Here is a 15,497-nt window from a genome sequence, read left to right as displayed (position 1 = left end):
TAAGAAGCATTGCTTACTCGCATATTGTTACTTATTTGGAAGTAATTTATTTTGGATTCTTGCGAATGAGTTCAATGTCACCGTAATACGCACGCGCTTCTGATTTGGTATTGTCTGTATCGGTGAGTAAGGCGATACCAATGACTTGACCAGGGCTCTCACCGTAGGCACGCTTATAGTCAGCCGCTAAATCGCGCTGATGCTTGTGCCACTGATCCAAACCATCCCAACCGGAATCTACCACAATCATTTTGATGCGAGAGGTATGCGCATTTGGAATAATGGTATCAACAGGGGACTTTCCAGACCAGATATACATTAGCGTGGCATAAGGCATTTCTTGGCCGCTAATAAGATTGGCCATTTCAAAAGTCATTTTTTCTTTTAAGGGTAACTTTGACTTATTACCATCGAATGCAACCAAGATACGTAGCGGAGCATCATCTGCGTAAGCATCCGTATTATCAGCATTCACAATTGGGTTGATGGCCTTCCATTCCCACTGCAGCCACAAATTATTTACCTGACGAGGACGCAACTTCACAGCCAATCCGGATGCGGATGTTTTGGAATTAGCGCTAAGCACTGTTTTGCCTTGATAGTTTTCCAGGCGATACACCGTGTTCTTTTTAAAAGGTGCAATGCGGTAAAAATTCCAACCATTAGGCATGCCAGCACGCGCAGTTTCAGCCGAGAACTTTGGCAACTCCTCTTGCGCTGGCAATTGATCCACATTAAATGCCTGTCCTGCCTCGTTTTGCACAGAATCTCCACCAAGCCCTGCACATCCAGTCAAAAATACGACTGCGCTAAGGATTAAAAGTAAGAGAGCTTGCTTGATCATCCCTTAATTGTCCCAAAGAATGGTCTTTGTGAGTCTAAAATCATCGCATGCGCCAACAATCACCTTCCAGCTGGGCCGCAATCTGCATCCTCATTGCCGCGGTAGTGCACCTAGCCATGGGCTTTTCAATAGAGTTTTCAGTTGATGAGGCCCACTATGCGCTCTATGCCCAACATTTAGCCTGGAGTTATTTTGATCACCCACCGTTGGTGGGTTGGATTCAGTGGCCCTTGGTAGCACTCACTTCTTCTGAAGGCATCATTCGCCTCATCCCAGAGTTGCTGTGGATTCTCTCTTCTTACCTAGTTTATGAAGTTACGGTTGAAGTGCACCACTTTATTCGTGGGCGCAACGCCGGCTATCTCACCAGTGCACTGCCATCAGTAAACTTATGTGGACTAATGGCGGTCTTAACTGTTATCGCTGCACCCATGTTGCACATTCTGGCAATTGGTTTACTACCGGATACTTTACTTACGCCATTAAGTCTTGGTCTGATGTGGATGGCTTTGCGTTGGTTAAGTAAAGACCAATTTAGCATCGGCGATTGGATTATTACTGGCGTCTTATTAGGCCTAGCTGGCTTAAGCAAATATACAGCCGCTTTTACTGCGCTTGCATTGCTATTGGTATTTCTGAGTACACCAAGAAAACCATGGATCACGAAAGCGGGTTTTTGGATTGCTGCGCTAAGCGCCCTACTGCTAATCACACCCGTCCTGTATTGGAATTGGGCTAATGATTGGATTTCATTTAAATATCAGCTTGCCCATGGCGGCGGCGGAGAATGGCTCTGGCGCAGGCTAGGTGCTTATATCGGCATTCAAATACTGGTCTTTGGTCCTCTTTTTATTTTAGGATCTGTTGTGTTTTTAAAAGACTGTATGCATGCAACAAAGCTGTCGTTGCTTGCGCTCTTCGGATTCTTTTTGATTCCATTTGCAATTTTTGTCAGCCTCTCTGGCGGAGGTGGGCTTCCCCACTGGACTTCACCCGCATGGTTCTGTCTCGCGCCATTTGCCGGAATTGGCTTAGCAAAAGCTTGGGCTACACAACATCGTTATTGGATTCGTATTTTATTTTTCATTCAAATTGCCCTGTGTTGCATCGGCTTTGGATACGTGCTGTTAGGTGGTATTAGTTCGGCCCCAATCAAATCCAATCCGATTGCTGATTTATATGGCTGGAAGGCGGCGGGTCAAAAAGCAGCAGACCTTGCTAAGGCCACTAAAGCCAATGGCATTGCTGTTCAAAACTGGACTTTAGGCAGTCGAGCTGCTTGGTACGCTTCACCTACGCCAGTTTATGTTTTAGACCAGAGACAGGATCAGTTTGATCTCTGGTTTGGGGATTTACCAAAAGGGGCAAACGTTCTCTTGATTAACTGGTCTGGCATGCCATACCCTATACCGGTGGGCAATAAATCAGCCTTTCAGGCCTGTGAGCCCCTTGATAGCCTAGAAATCATCCGATTTGACAGAGTTTTATCAAAATTTGACTTTAGTCTTTGCAGTCATTGGCAAGGCCCTGACCAATCGGAGTAATTCCACCAAATTCAAGACCTTAGGCGCCCGAGGCATTATCCTTACGCTTATGAGTTCACAAGCCCAACCCACCCCTAAAGCCCAATCGGGGTGGAAATCCATTCTGAAGAAGGCTTGGCCTACCATTCGCGTCCTACTGTCCATTGCCTTGCTTTGGAAGGCAACGAGTGGAATTGATTGGCGCTCACTATTTGATGCTCATATTCAGATGCAGCCTTTATGGTTCTTGGCAGCTCTAGCAAGCATGATGCTTGCATTTATTTGCGGTGGATATCGCTGGGGATTGTTTATGCAAAGGGTCGGGTTTCCACGCCGTATTCGCTCTTACATTGGCCTCTACTTTGCCGGCGGTCTTATTAATCAGGGTCTACCAAGCACATTGGGTGGTGACAGTTATCGCGCTATTACCGCAACACATTTAACCACTACCGGCAATCTCTCGGAAACCAAAGAATTGGATGATGAACTTCATCACTCAGTAGACCTTGAGCACGCGACTCCTAAATTACGTTTAAGTTTTTCAATGGTATTAGTAGATCGCCTCCTCGGTTTAGCCGGGAACAATTTACTGGGCGGAATTGGTTTGATATTAGGTGGCGCCACCCTCGCAGCATGGGGTCAAGATTTGGGTTACGCAGTAATGGCAGTCATGCTGCTAGCTGGTGTAGCGATTGCCCTAATACTCGCCTGGGGACCTAGCAAGGCACTCCTGCAAAAACTCTTAGAGCGTTTCAATATGAACAACGCCATGCCTGGTATCCAGCTAGCATTTGCGTGGCCTAACAATATTGCTCAAGCATGCCTGGCCATTGGTATTCACTTTCTCACTATTTTGACTCTACTCTTTTGCCTTAAGGCTTACGGTGTAGATGCGCCTATCGAAGGTTTAATGATTGGCTTACCTGCGCTTAGCCTGTTACTGATGTTGCCGATTAGTATTTCGGGATGGGGCTTGCGTGAAGCCACTCTTTCATCCGTTCTGGCCTTATGGGGTGTAAACCCCTCGCTAACAGTACTAGCGTCTATTAGCTACGGAGCAATTACTGTTTTATCGGTGCTACCAGGTGCCTATTTTTTATTAAAAAGAAAATAATTTTTTTGAGCCAAACTATGACTATTAGTGTCAACACTATGCGCGCGATTGATCATTGGGTCGGTGTACCTCTTTGTGCAATCGTTAGCCCATTTATCGCTTTAATTGATCGCATAAAAAATACATTCAATCGCGACCCAGAGACTCCAAAAAAATTACTCTTTATTGAACTCTCGGAAATGGGAAGCGCCATTCTGGTAGACCCTGCAATGCGCAATGCGAAAGCTCGTGGGGCGGAGTTGTTTTTCTTAATCTTCAAAAGCAATCGCGCCAGCCTGACTTTGCTCAACACCGTTAAACCGGAAAATATCTTCACGATTGACTCATCTAGCTTAGGTGGATTAATTAAAGATACGCTACGCTTTTTGGTGCTTGCTCGCAAGCACCGCATTGACACCGTTATTGACTTAGAGCTGTTTTCCCGCTTTACCGCCCTACTGACTGGTATGTGTGGTGCACGACGTCGCGTGGGATATCACATTTTTCATGGCGAAGGATTGTGGCGTGGCTTCATGCTAACTCGCAAGGTGCATTACAACCCGCACATTCATATTACTAAGAATTTTCTGTCTTTAATTCATGCGGCATTTGCCCAAAAAATTGAAGTTCCATTTAGCAAGATTGAGATTCCAGACTCGGAAGTACGACTAGAGCAGGCCATCATCAATCCAAGCGCACTAGAAAAGGTGCGTGAGCGTATCGAAAAAATGGCTAAAGAGGCGCGCATCCATTACACCCCGGGGAAAGATCGCCTCATCCTCATCAATCCAAATGCAAGTGATCTACTTCCACAGCGACGTTGGGCGCAACAACGTTTTTCTGAGTTGATTCAAGCAATCCATCAGCAATATCCCAACGATCTCATCTTGATTACCGGCTCACCTGCTGAGTTTGTGTATGTTGAAAAAGTTCGCGCTGTTGCCAATGTTAAAAATGCATTGAATTTTGCCGGACAGGTTGGCTTTGCTGAACTCCCACCTTTGTACACCCTGTCGGATGTCATGGTTACCAATGACTCTGGTCCCGGTCACTTCTCGGCTGTGACGCCACTGAGAACTGTTGTGCTGTTCGGGCCTGAGACTCCAGCCCTTTATGGCTCCGTTGGTAATTCCATAGCGATCACCGCTAACCTAGCCTGCTCGCCCTGCGTGAGTGCTGCCAATCACCGTAAAACCCCTTGTCAGGACAACGTGTGCATGCAGGCCATCACTGTTCCACAAGTGCTGGATAAAGTGATCAAGCAATTGCAAGACGCTGATAAGGCAAAGGCTCGCTAAGCTGGATGAGCAAAAAGGCAATTCCCACATTTGCTTGGTTCATTCCATTAGCCCCTCTTGCGCTCGCTTGCGCAATCTACTTTGGTGAATTTCAAAGCAGCACCTTTTTATTCATTAACCGGTTTACGCAATTGCTACCAGACACCCTTTGGGCTTGGCTTACTTTTTTAGGCAATGGTTGGGGAGTGTTTGCACTAGCCTTTCCATTGTTATTGCTTGCGCCAAGGATGCTGACTGCTGGAATTTTTGCTGGCGGGATAGCCGCGTTAGCAAGCACAGTCTTAAAGGGTTTCTTTAATTTACCTCGACCCGCAGGCATCCTGACCAATGGCAGCTTTTATCGCATTGGTGAAGCACTACTTTACAAAGCCTTCCCCTCTGGACATACGCTCACTGCATTTGCAATTGTGAGCGCCTTTTATTTTTCGGTAGCCAAAGAAAAGCGTGCTCCATTTATGTCGCTATTTTTGCCTGCAGCTTTAGTAGGTCTATCACGCAGCGCTGTAGGGGCTCATTGGCTTACTGACGTTTTAGGTGGCGCAGGTGTTGGTATTTGGTGTGGAATGCTCGGAGCCTTAGCGGCCAATCAGTTTCCTGAAAACCAACTGGGGCCAAGAAAAATCTGGACACATCTGATTGCGCTTGGGGGTGTAATAGCAATTTACGCCCACCTTACTCAAATCATGGATCTGGAGTTAAATCTGCCATTGCAGTATCTCTCCATTGCCATTGTGGCTTTCACACTAGTCTTTTATATAAAGGCGCAATTTACTCAAGCGCCTCGCAAGGCAGAATAATTCAAGATGTTTAGTTATCGACATGCATTTCATGCGGGAAGTCACGCAGACATCCTGAAGCACCTGACCTTAATTCACTTGGTTCAATACCTTCAAGAGAAGCCTGTTGCCATTACCTTTGTTGATACCCATGCAGGTGCTGGCATCTATAGCTTGCAAGATGGCTTCTCTACGGTGAGCAAAGAAGCTGATGGTGGTATCTTTCGCCTCAAACAATATGTAGAAACTTGCCATCATGCAAACACTCCAATCCCCGAGAGCATTCATGAATATCTGAAGTGCATTAATACCGAGAACATTGAGGGCCATCTAAACACCTATCCTGGCTCCCCCTTTATTCTGGCCCGCCTGCTGCGTCCACAAGATCGACTCAAGCTCTTTGAGTTGCACCCCAAAGAGATCGATATTCTGCGCCACAACATTGGCGAACTAAAGCAATCCAAACAGATTGATATTTATGCCGAGGATAGCTTTGCCAGACTCAAGGGCTTACTCCCTCCTCCTAGTCGTCGCGGTCTCGTATTAATTGACCCCTCTTACGAAGACAAGCAAGACTATCGCTATCTTGAGCTTGCCATGGAAGAGGCGCTGCAACGCTTTGCAACCGGCTGCTATGCTATTTGGTATCCAGCACTATCAAGAAGAGAATCGGCAGCCCTACCTGACCGCCTGAAAAAAATCGCTACCGCACATAAACGCTCATGGTTACATACAGAATTACGAGCTGAAAATGCGCCAGGTGAGCGCCGTTTGCAAGCTAGCGGGATGTTCATCATCAACCCACCATGGACTCTAGAAAAACATCTGGCCCAGGCACTACCAACCTTAACGAAGGCTTTAGGCATCAATGGTGGCGGCCAATTTTTATTGAAGAGCTTCGAAGCTAAGAACTAGTCACGTAAAGTGATCATGACTTCATTGCGACGCATGAAGGGCAAAGTCCAAGGCGGGTTATAACGTGCGAAATTAGGAGTACCCGTGCCAGTCAAATGCCGGACCTTCATCCACCGCTCGAGCTCTAGCGTTTTCTCAGCCACTTTCTGGCTATTATAAAAACCACTAAAGCCAATCACTGCCTTTTTAATTGCTGGAATTTGACGTAATTGCACCTGAGGATTGATTGGTTTTGGAATCGTCTCCATGCTGTACTCACTAGGCATGACAAATGACACCGTCCACTTACCAGCGTTTGACTCGATCCCCACGGGTGCAGTCATTGCAATCTTTTCGCTCTTTGCTGATTGATCTTCGACTATCACTGGCGCAGTCATTGCAATTTTTTCGCTCACTTGATTCTGACCAAAAATATAAGCAGCAATCAAGCGAAATCCTTGGCTCGAGGCCTCATCTAAATCACCCTCAACTTGTACCTCAGCAATAATCATGGGTGCATAAGAGCGGATTTCAAAAGGTGGCTCTTTTTCGAGAACAGCATATTTTGGCTCTTCGGTTGCCATGACTGCTCCTGTAAGGGTGAGTGCAATGAAAACTAAAAGACTTTTAAACAAAGAGTTTTCCACACGGGTCTCAGTAAAGATTACCACTGTGCTTTAAGTTCAAATCCATTTGAATTGCAATTTAAATTTGCTTGAGCACCAACAGGCAAAGTTAATTTATTGGCCTGATGTCCAAATGGAAGTCCAGTCAAGATTGGAATTTCTTTTGGCAAACGTTTGCGAATCACCTCAATCGCGCGCTCGAGCGAATACCCCTTATCGTTGTCGTAAAGACGATAGGCAGAAAATCCACCCAACAATATGGCTGCTTGATTAGCAAGAATGCCTGCATCTAAAAGTTGCATCAACATTCTTTCAATTCGATAAGGATGCTCATTCACATCTTCCAAAAATAAGATTCCGCCTTGCGTTTGCTTAGCGCTTGGAAAATATGGCGTACCAACCAAACCAGCCAGAACGGTTAAGTTACCGCCCCACAATAAACCCGTGATCGAGTGCGCGTCTTCTTTACCCAAGTAAGCTTGAGGGGTCGACACTTGGCAATCCAGCTTTCGGTCTTTTAATGCAATCTGGAAATGCTTCCACATAAATTCATCCGGCACTACCGGCGCACCATCATCACCCAGTCTTCCAAAGTCGTAGTTCAGCATTGGACCAGCCAAAGTGATCGCGCCAGTTTTTGCTAATAATCCCAACTGAAAGACAGTGAAATCACTGTGACCACATACTTGCAAACCATTTTGAATCGCCTTTGCAATTGCATCCCACTCAATACTCGGCAACAAACGATGGAGGCCATAACCCCCACGCATAGACATCACTATAGTCTGAGGTTCTAATGTGGTTATGGCGTTTAATTCAGCGAGACGTTCATCATCGTTGCCGGCAAAGCGCTCATAGACGCGATGTACGCAATCTGCATTCTGGATGGCGATACCTTGGCGTCCTAGCCAGTCAATACCAGCCAAGGGACTTTTACTATCTAAACTTGCTCCAGAAGGAGCAATGAGGTGAATGGATTTCAACGTCGCCCCTTAAAAAAATCACGCAGCAATTGACCGCACTCTTGACTCATGATGCCACCTTCAACACTTGTCTGGTGATTAATCTGTTTTGAAGAAAATATATCTAGCACGCTACCAGCAGCACCTGTTTTGGGGTCTGGCGCCCCATAAACCACTCGATCAATCCTAGCATGGAGCATGGCGCCAGAGCACATCGCACACGGCTCAAGAGTGACATATAAGGTGCTACCAGGGATGCGGTAATTCTTTTCGGCTAGAGTGGCTTCTCGCAAGGCCAGCATTTCAGCGTGGGCGCTAGGATCATGGTTTGCAATCGGTTTATTAAAGGCCCTCGAGATGACTTGGCCATCACGAACCAGCACTGCGCCTACAGGAACCTCGCCTGATTGCGCTGCCAACTGAGCTTGCTCAATTGCCATACGCATATATTGCTGATCAAGCTCTGTTTGCGTCATTTAGACGGGATGAACATCAGCCCAGCAATTGGGCGTCTCATAAAGACGAATGGAAGAGAGCTCTAGGCGACCACTAAAAGCTTTGCTGAAAACGGGTTTCAAGATTGCAAAGGCTGCGTTAGCTAAGTTCTCAACAGTTGGCACATGCTCCATGATGACCGTCTTGTGATTAGGCAAGGTCGACAAGAAAGCAACCAGACCTTCGTCCTCTTTAGCTACTAAAAATGCATGATCCCAAAGATCTACTACGTATTGGTTTGTTAATCGCTTGATATCGCCAAAGTCGAGCACCATGCCGTCATCTGCTTTACCAGGATGATCAGCTACCTCACCAGTTAGCGTAACTTCAATCGCATAGCGATGTCCGTGCAGATGGCGACATTGACCATCATGATTGGGGATACGATGCCCGGAGTCAAACTCAAGGCGACGGGTAATGGAGATGGCAGGCTGTTTATTTGTCATTGGGCACTTAATTAATCTTATTTGAGCTTAGTCAACTATCGAATCCCGATCAGTTTATGAGATTGCAGACTCAATCTCCACAAGGGACGCTTTTGACATAAGCTTACTGCTAACTCAGTATTACTTTTGAGGTTATGCCCATCCATGGGCTGCAAGAAACGATTGCGATAATCCATACCCTCAAAGCGGGCCATGAGTTTTTCTAATGCCTGATGGTCATTTTGGGGGACCACTAGCTTTAACTCATCCGCTTGAAGAACAATCAGATCAGAACCAGCCTTAGGACTCACACAAACCCAATCAACCCCCTTAGGAACTTTAATGGTGCCGTTTGTCTCAATTGCCACTTCAAATCCTTTTTGATGAAGTGCTGCAATCAACTCCTCATCTAATTGCAAGAGCGGCTCTCCACCCGTGAAAACCACATAACGCTGCTGCGGACCAGCCGAAGTGCTACGCCATGAAGTCTCGATTGCATCAGCAAGTAAGGCAGCAGTCTCAAACTTACCGCCGCCAGCACCATCGCTACCTACAAAATCGGTATCGCAAAATTGACAAATAGCAGTGGCGCGATCTTCTTCACGTCCACTCCAAAGATTGCATCCAGCAAAGCGACAAAATACGGCAGCCCTACCAGTGTGGGTGCCTTCGCCTTGAAGTGTGGGAAATAGTTCTTTAACGGTATACATAGCAGTGCACCTATTTTAAGCGCAATGCCTATTTCCAGGAGATTAACTCCCACTCCAGATAATCTTCCCACAGAGCGCCATTCCACCTCATACCCCCAAGCAAATACCGCCCAAATGATCTACGTATGACCCAGCGCCCAATTTCTGGAGAAAACCAGAGGTCTTCTTCTCTGTAGTTAGATACCCTAAAAACATCCTGGCTTTGGAAATAAGGAATTTCATTGTGATATTTCAGAGTCAAAAATTGACCAGCCGTCACAGATAATCGCTCCCATTGCGAAGCATCCATACTCAGACCCCAGAAATAGCTACCATCCGGATAACCCAGTACTTGATACCTTGATTGATAGTAACCACTCGACTTAGCATTTAACTGCACTGGCCACACTGGAACTGCTGGAGCAAACTTTTGGGGTGGAGACCAATGAGGGTCCTGAATGACATACCCCCAGGGTGATTGAATTTCATCTGGTAGGGGCCCAGCCTTTATGCCAGACCTAGAAATTCGAATTTGATCTCCCACTGAAACCACTTTTTCAGTAATAACATCGATCACCTCTTGATTAAATACATTACGGACTTGGTAGACCCACTCTTGACCAACTTTGGGAGGACGAACTGTTGGCGTAGGCTGAGGTTGAGCCTCAACAATTCCCTTGGGGTAAGGTTGAGATGAAATACATGCTGCCAAAAAAAATGGCAGTGTAAAAAGGAATAGTTTTTGTAAATATCTTATTTGTAAGAAGTGAGTTGCCATTGATAGCTCCCCTCTAGAATTGCTACTCCAAGCTGCCCCTGAATCATGTACGAACCAGACGATTCCCGAGCAACCCAACGGCCAATGCTAGGGGCAAACCAAATTGTCTCCTTGCGAATACAGTCTGCTTTATTGTCGTCCTCACTCTCATAGTTGATGAGATTTTGGTAGCGCAATGCTAGAAATGTTCCAGCAGGTACAGTAATCTGCTCCCAACCATGTGAACCCATGTATTCCTGCCAGCCATAGGAATTATCAGAATATCCGGCCAAACTATATTTGGTATTTAACTGCTTACTCGAATGAGAGCTTAACTCTTGGGGCCACAAAGGAATTGGTGGATTGAAGCTGATCACGCGCGGCCAAGCTGTAGTAGTCTGCACTGTACCCCAGGGTCCTTGAATCTCGCTAGCCAACCTACCACCACCCTCATCCATGCGCTCAATGACAATGGCCGATCCTAGACTAGCAACTTTTTCAGTAACAGTACCAAGAATCTTCCCATCAAAAACATCGCGCTTAACATATGTCCACTCCTGCCCCACTTGAGGGGGTCTTACGTTTGGAGTTGGTTTTGGTTGAGCAACAGGAGTTCCTCGCTCATATCCTAACGGAACTCCACATGCTACTGGAGCCAAAGCTGCTGATGTAATGAAAGTGCGACGCGATAAATTCATTTATTTCTCCTGCGTTAATTTGGGGCTTTGTAAAATAATTGTAAGCCCGATTGAGGTGGGTGGGCTACCGATACAAAGCCTTCTCAATGAAACTCTTGGAAATGGTTGTCTTTGGTACGGCAATGCCCAAACCATCAAACCAAGACTGTGCTTTGATATCAAAGCCTACGCCATGCATATAGTTATAGATGGCTTTTTTTAGCCCCTGGCCGAGCGCATCATGATCAACGCCGGCGGGATCAATAAAGAGCACATCATTTTTAGCAAAAGAGATTTCTGGCAATGGAATTAACTCAATTCCATACTCTTGAGGATTCATGCCTACGGGAGAGTGCACGGTACAAGTAAAGCGATGAAAGAAGCCGCTTTGAATGCAGCCATGCTCAAAAAGCTGTCTCACATACTCCAAAGCATCCACCGTCTCCTGTACGGTTTGCGTAGGAAAGCCATACATTAAATAAGCATGAACCAAGATGCCGGCATCTGAGAATCCTTTGGTAACTTGAGCTACCTGCTCCACGGATACCCCCTTTTTCATGAGATTGAGTAGGCGATCAGATGCCACTTCGAGACCTCCAGACATCGCAATGCATCCACTCTTAGCTAATAGCTCCGCCAATTCAGGCGTGAAGGTCTTCTCAAAACGAATATTACCCCACCAAGAAATGAGCACCTTGCGGCGAATGAGCTCCTCAGCCAGTGCTTTTAATATCTTAGGTGGCGCAGCTTCATCCACAAAATGAAATCCTGTCTGCCCAGTCTCCCGAACAATTTGCTCAATACGATCTACCAATAAACTGGCTGACGCAGTTTCATAACGAGAGATGTAATCAAGGGATACATCGCAGAAGCTACACTTTTTCCAATAACAGCCATGTGCAACAGTCAGCTTGTTCCAGCGGCCGTCACTCCATAGGCGATGCATCGGATTGAGCATATCCAAAAGAGATAAATAAGAATCCAGCGGTAGCCCATCCCAAGTAGCGGTGCCAACCTCTTCAAAAGGCACATCAAGTTCTTGCCAATTGAGGTATTGCACTTGATTACTAGAATTCCGAATAAAGGTGCGCACCAATCTTTCGGCGGAGCGTTTGCCGCCAATGTGCTCGAGCAAAGCAAGCAGCGGTCTCTCGCCAGAATCCAGTGTGATGAAATCCACATAATCAAAGATGCGAGCATCGGATAACTCTCGAAGCTCAGTATTGACATAGCCTCCACCTAAGGCAATCTTGATTTCTGGATATGATTTTTTAATCACCTGGGCAATACGCAAGGCCGCATACATTGCTCCAGGGAAAGGTACCGATAGAAGCACTACACCTGGCTGGTGACGCTCAATCGCTTTAGTCGCCAACTCTTGTAAATGCAGGTCCATGAGTGTTGGCTTAGCCTGGAGCGCATCGGCCAGAGGCGTAAAGGTAGGCTGACTACTTGCCAAGGATTCCGCATAACGCACGAATTCAAAGCGGTCATCAACAGCATCACGCAATACATCGGATAAATCATTGAGATAAAGGGTGGCTAAATGACGTGCCCTATCTTGAGACCCTAAAGCCCCAAAGGCCCAAGACAAAGGATCGGCCGCCTCCTCATCATCAAATGCATCAAGAGAAGCAAAGCGTGGGCCCTCCGGTAAAAAATCCCGGGTATTGATGCGATGACTTAAAGTGCTATCGCGTCCCTGCAAGAAGCTAATGGTTGGAGTGATGGTTGATTGATAGGAATCAAAGTAGTCTAGGAAAAAATTAACGCTGGCACTACGATTCTCTTCAGCAATAGAGAGTGCTTGAGCGCGAATCTCCGCCATGCCCTCTGGAGTAAAAAAACTGAGCACTAAAGCTAAGGCAAGATCCTCCTGAACGGCATCAACATCACGAGATCTTAAGAACCCCGTGAGATAAGCCGTAGAAGGATACGGCGTATTCAACTGGGTCATGGGTGGAATGAGGCTCAATACCTTCATATTTTTCAGCTATGCACCAAGAAGACTTAACTCTTCAGATGTGAAACCAGCCTGCTTGCGGGCCTCCATATTGAATGGGGGCTTTAAAACAGGCGCACGATATTTGGCAGCCAACTCTCGATAAGCAGTGATTGGAGAAATATTATCTTGAGCACATAAGAAATTAAACCAACGATTGCCAATCAATACATGGCCGATTTCATCATTGAGAATAATTTCCAATATCTCCACCGCACGCACTTCTTTAATTTGTTTGAAGCGATCCCGAATCGCTGGTACAGCATCTAAGCCTCTTGCTTCCATTGTTCTGGGCACCAAGGCCATTCTGGCAATCACAGAATCGGTTGTTCGTTCGACCATCTCCCACAAACTATTGTGGGCAGGGAAATCCCCATAAGAAAACCCAAGTGCATGCAAATACTCATTTACTAAACTGAAGTGATAGGCCTCTTCTTTGGCAACTTTCAACCAGTCCTCATAGTATTCCTTGGGCATATCTGGGAAACGCCAGATTGCATCTAGCGCAAGGTTCATCGCATTAAACTCAATATGGGCGAGTGAGTGCAATAAGCCCGCCCTGCCCTCGGAGGTATCCATTCTTCTTTTGGGAACAAGCTTAGGAAGCACCAATTCCGGCTTTAGCGGACGCCCCGGCAGATAAAGGCCTTGAGCATCAATCTTACTAACAGTATTTAAAGTAATTTGTTGTTTTTGATACTCATCAAACATACTGAGTAACTGAATTGCTTTGCTTTGAGCATCAGCACTTGCCAGGATTGCGAGTGAAGCTTCGCGTAATTCAAGCATGGATATTGGTAGGCTTAAATCGCCTACCTCCTATTCCCACTCGATCGTTGCTGGCGGTTTTCCACTGATGTCATATACAACTCGATTAATACCGCGCACTTCATTAATGATGCGATTGGAAACCTTCCCCAGTAATTCATGCGGCAAGTGAGCCCAATGTGCTGTCATAAAGTCTTGGGTTTGTACCGCCCTGAGAGCAACAACATATTCGTATGTTCTGCCATCACCCATGACGCCAACAGACTTCACTGGCAAGAAAACAGCAAACGCTTGACTGGTAAGGTCATACCAAGATTTTTGACTTGCTTCATCAATCGTATTACGCAACTCTTCAATGAAGATGGCATCAGCACGCTGCAGCAAGCTAGTGAATTCAGCCTTAACTTCACCCAAAATGCGCACGCCAAGACCTGGCCCCGGGAATGGATGGCGATATACCATCTCACGAGGAAGACCTAAAGCCACTCCAAGTTCGCGGACCTCATCCTTAAATAGCTCACGCAAGGGCTCAAGCAATTGAAGATGCATATCATCAGGTAAGCCGCCAACGTTATGGTGACTCTTGATCGTGTGCGCGCCCTTTTTACCCTTACCTGCAGACTCGATGACGTCAGGGTAGATCGTTCCTTGGGCAAGCCACTTAGCATTCTGAATCTTCCCAGACTCAGTCTGGAAAATTTCTACAAATTCTTTACCGATGATCTTACGCTTGGCTTCTGGATCAGCAACACCAGCCAATTCACCCATGAATTTCGCTTTAGCATCAACGCGGATCACTTTCACACCCAAATTGCGTGCGAACATTTCCATCACCATATCACCTTCATTCAAGCGAAGCAGGCCATGATCCACAAATACGCAAGTGAGCTGATCGCCAATCGCGCGATGAATTAAGGCTGCCGCAACACTGGAGTCGACACCGCCAGACAAGCCCAGAATGACCTCTTCATCACCGACTTGTTTGCGAATATTCTCAACCGCTTCTGCAATGTAGTCACCCATTACCCAGTCAGGCTTGCATTGGCAAACCTCATGCACAAAGCGCTCAATGATCGCAGTGCCTTGAATGGTATGCGTGACTTCCGGATGAAACTGAAATGCGTAGAAGCGACGCTCTTCATCTGCCATGCCAGCAATTGGACAAGACTCAGTAGAGGCCATCAACTTAAATGCAGGCGGCATTGAAGTGACTGAGTCGCCATGACTCATCCAGACCTTCAAAATCCCATGACCTTCGCTAGTGGAGAAGTCCTGAATACCTTTGAGCAAATTCGTATGCCCATGAGCACGAACTTCAGAGTAACCAAACTCACGCGCTTTACCCAAAGACTCTGCGGAAGCAACTGCACCACCCAATTGGGTAGCCATAGTTTGCATGCCGTAGCAAATTCCCAAAACAGGTACGCCAAGCTCAAAAACAATTTGGGGTGCACGAGGACTACCGGCTTCAGTTACCGAACTAGGGCCGCCAGAGAGAATAATGCCTTTGCCACCTTGCTCCTGAACAAACTTACGAATGAACTCAGGGTCGCAATCGTAGGGATGGATCTCTGAATACACGCGTCCATCACGTACACGCCGAGCAATCAGTTGAGTTACTTGTGAACCAAAGTCGAGAATCAGTATTTTGTCGTGCACGAAAAGGTC

Annotated in this window: 16 protein-coding genes; 5 read left to right on the top strand and 11 right to left on the bottom strand. The window is 46.5% G+C overall.

Translation table 11 applies throughout. The features are described 5' to 3' along the window. Positions 1-46: 46 nt before the first annotated feature. Positions 47-844: a DUF3047 domain-containing protein gene (locus FD963_RS03065; protein ID WP_215362902.1), complete on the bottom strand. Its 798-nt coding sequence runs from the start codon at positions 842-844 to the stop codon at positions 47-49. Positions 845-891: 47 nt separating this feature from the next. On the opposite strand from FD963_RS03065, the gene FD963_RS03060 reads away from it, so the two are divergent. The 5 genes from FD963_RS03060 to FD963_RS03040 are packed head-to-tail and all read left to right on the top strand — an operon-like array spanning position 892 to position 6,449. Continuing rightward, positions 892-2,388 carry a glycosyltransferase family 39 protein gene (locus tag FD963_RS03060; protein ID WP_215362900.1) on the top strand — a complete coding sequence of 499 codons (1,497 nt, stop codon included), beginning with the start codon at positions 892-894 and terminating at the stop codon, positions 2,386-2,388. 49 nt (positions 2,389-2,437) lie between these two features. Next, positions 2,438-3,481 carry a lysylphosphatidylglycerol synthase transmembrane domain-containing protein gene (locus tag FD963_RS03055; protein ID WP_215362898.1) on the top strand — a complete coding sequence of 348 codons (1,044 nt, stop codon included), beginning with the start codon at positions 2,438-2,440 and terminating at the stop codon, positions 3,479-3,481. Positions 3,482-3,498: 17 nt separating this feature from the next. Further along, positions 3,499-4,758, top strand: a complete 1,260-nt coding sequence (locus FD963_RS03050) for a glycosyltransferase family 9 protein (RefSeq protein WP_215362896.1) — start codon at positions 3,499-3,501, stop codon at positions 4,756-4,758. Between the two features lie 5 nt (positions 4,759-4,763). After that, the gene (locus tag FD963_RS03045) at positions 4,764-5,555 is read left to right on the top strand and encodes a phosphatase PAP2 family protein (RefSeq protein WP_215362894.1); all 792 of its coding nucleotides are present in this window, start codon (positions 4,764-4,766) and stop codon (positions 5,553-5,555) included. Positions 5,556-5,561: 6 nt separating this feature from the next. After that, complete coding sequence (locus tag FD963_RS03040; RefSeq protein WP_215362892.1) at positions 5,562-6,449, top strand: 23S rRNA (adenine(2030)-N(6))-methyltransferase RlmJ; 888 nt, start codon at positions 5,562-5,564, stop codon at positions 6,447-6,449. Here the strand turns inward: FD963_RS03040 and FD963_RS03035 are convergent. The 10 genes from FD963_RS03035 to guaA form a co-directional block, all read right to left on the bottom strand. Next, positions 6,446-7,012 (bottom strand): heme-binding protein, encoded by a 567-nt coding sequence (locus tag FD963_RS03035; protein ID WP_215362890.1) that lies wholly within the window; start codon positions 7,010-7,012, stop codon positions 6,446-6,448. The genes FD963_RS03040 and FD963_RS03035 overlap by 4 nt on opposite strands. A gap of 80 nt (positions 7,013-7,092) precedes the next feature. Then, positions 7,093-8,037: an LD-carboxypeptidase gene (locus tag FD963_RS03030; protein WP_215362888.1), complete on the bottom strand. Its 945-nt coding sequence runs from the start codon at positions 8,035-8,037 to the stop codon at positions 7,093-7,095. Then, entirely contained in the window at positions 8,034-8,492 is a 459-nt protein-coding gene (tadA, locus tag FD963_RS03025; RefSeq protein ID WP_215362886.1) for a tRNA adenosine(34) deaminase TadA, read from the bottom strand. The genes FD963_RS03030 and tadA overlap by 4 nt, the downstream gene beginning before the upstream one ends. After that, positions 8,493-8,957 carry a 6-carboxytetrahydropterin synthase QueD gene (queD, locus tag FD963_RS03020; RefSeq protein ID WP_215362885.1) on the bottom strand — a complete coding sequence of 155 codons (465 nt, stop codon included), beginning with the start codon at positions 8,955-8,957 and terminating at the stop codon, positions 8,493-8,495. It lies immediately after the preceding gene. Positions 8,958-8,992: 35 nt separating this feature from the next. After that, positions 8,993-9,646, bottom strand: coding sequence for a 7-carboxy-7-deazaguanine synthase (gene queE / locus FD963_RS03015; RefSeq protein WP_215362883.1), 654 nt, complete (start codon positions 9,644-9,646; stop codon positions 8,993-8,995). A gap of 28 nt (positions 9,647-9,674) precedes the next feature. Continuing rightward, the gene (locus tag FD963_RS03010) at positions 9,675-10,337 is read right to left on the bottom strand and encodes a hypothetical protein (protein ID WP_251367281.1); all 663 of its coding nucleotides are present in this window, start codon (positions 10,335-10,337) and stop codon (positions 9,675-9,677) included. A gap of 41 nt (positions 10,338-10,378) precedes the next feature. Then, positions 10,379-11,080 carry a hypothetical protein gene (locus FD963_RS03005; protein WP_215362880.1) on the bottom strand — a complete coding sequence of 234 codons (702 nt, stop codon included), beginning with the start codon at positions 11,078-11,080 and terminating at the stop codon, positions 10,379-10,381. Positions 11,081-11,144: 64 nt separating this feature from the next. Then, a complete protein-coding gene (locus FD963_RS03000) occupies positions 11,145-13,016 on the bottom strand; it encodes a radical SAM protein (protein ID WP_251367280.1) in 1,872 nt (623 codons plus the stop codon). Between the two features lie 36 nt (positions 13,017-13,052). Next, positions 13,053-13,850 (bottom strand): ferritin-like domain-containing protein, encoded by a 798-nt coding sequence (locus tag FD963_RS02995; protein ID WP_215362876.1) that lies wholly within the window; start codon positions 13,848-13,850, stop codon positions 13,053-13,055. Between the two features lie 30 nt (positions 13,851-13,880). Further along, positions 13,881-15,488 (bottom strand): glutamine-hydrolyzing GMP synthase, encoded by a 1,608-nt coding sequence (gene guaA, locus FD963_RS02990; protein WP_215362874.1) that lies wholly within the window; start codon positions 15,486-15,488, stop codon positions 13,881-13,883. Positions 15,489-15,497: the final 9 nt, after the last annotated feature.

The organism is Polynucleobacter sp. JS-JIR-II-50 (assembly GCF_018687895.1).
In the GTDB taxonomy this organism is placed as follows: domain Bacteria; phylum Pseudomonadota; class Gammaproteobacteria; order Burkholderiales; family Burkholderiaceae; genus Polynucleobacter.
This window is presented reverse-complemented; position numbering and strand designations above follow the sequence as displayed.

Bases quoted from the DNA above. Each gene is read 5' to 3' on its own strand.
- FD963_RS03065 (WP_215362902.1), bottom strand. From the start codon at position 844: ATGATCAAGCAAGCTCTCTTACTTTTAATCCTTAGCGCAGTCGTATTT.
- FD963_RS03060 (WP_215362900.1), top strand. From the start codon at position 892: ATGCGCCAACAATCACCTTCCAGCTGGGCCGCAATCTGCATCCTCATT.
- FD963_RS03055 (WP_215362898.1), top strand. From the start codon at position 2,438: ATGAGTTCACAAGCCCAACCCACCCCTAAAGCCCAATCGGGGTGGAAA.
- FD963_RS03050 (WP_215362896.1), top strand. From the start codon at position 3,499: ATGACTATTAGTGTCAACACTATGCGCGCGATTGATCATTGGGTCGGT.
- FD963_RS03045 (WP_215362894.1), top strand. From the start codon at position 4,764: ATGAGCAAAAAGGCAATTCCCACATTTGCTTGGTTCATTCCATTAGCC.
- FD963_RS03040 (WP_215362892.1), top strand. From the start codon at position 5,562: ATGTTTAGTTATCGACATGCATTTCATGCGGGAAGTCACGCAGACATC.
- FD963_RS03035 (WP_215362890.1), bottom strand. From the start codon at position 7,012: ATGGCAACCGAAGAGCCAAAATATGCTGTTCTCGAAAAAGAGCCACCT.
- tadA (WP_215362886.1), bottom strand. From the start codon at position 8,492: ATGACGCAAACAGAGCTTGATCAGCAATATATGCGTATGGCAATTGAG.
- queD (WP_215362885.1), bottom strand. From the start codon at position 8,957: ATGACAAATAAACAGCCTGCCATCTCCATTACCCGTCGCCTTGAGTTT.
- queE (WP_215362883.1), bottom strand. From the start codon at position 9,646: ATGTATACCGTTAAAGAACTATTTCCCACACTTCAAGGCGAAGGCACC.
- FD963_RS03005 (WP_215362880.1), bottom strand. From the start codon at position 11,080: ATGAATTTATCGCGTCGCACTTTCATTACATCAGCAGCTTTGGCTCCA.
- FD963_RS03000 (WP_251367280.1), bottom strand. From the start codon at position 13,016: ATGACCCAGTTGAATACGCCGTATCCTTCTACGGCTTATCTCACGGGG.
- FD963_RS02995 (WP_215362876.1), bottom strand. From the start codon at position 13,850: ATGCTTGAATTACGCGAAGCTTCACTCGCAATCCTGGCAAGTGCTGAT.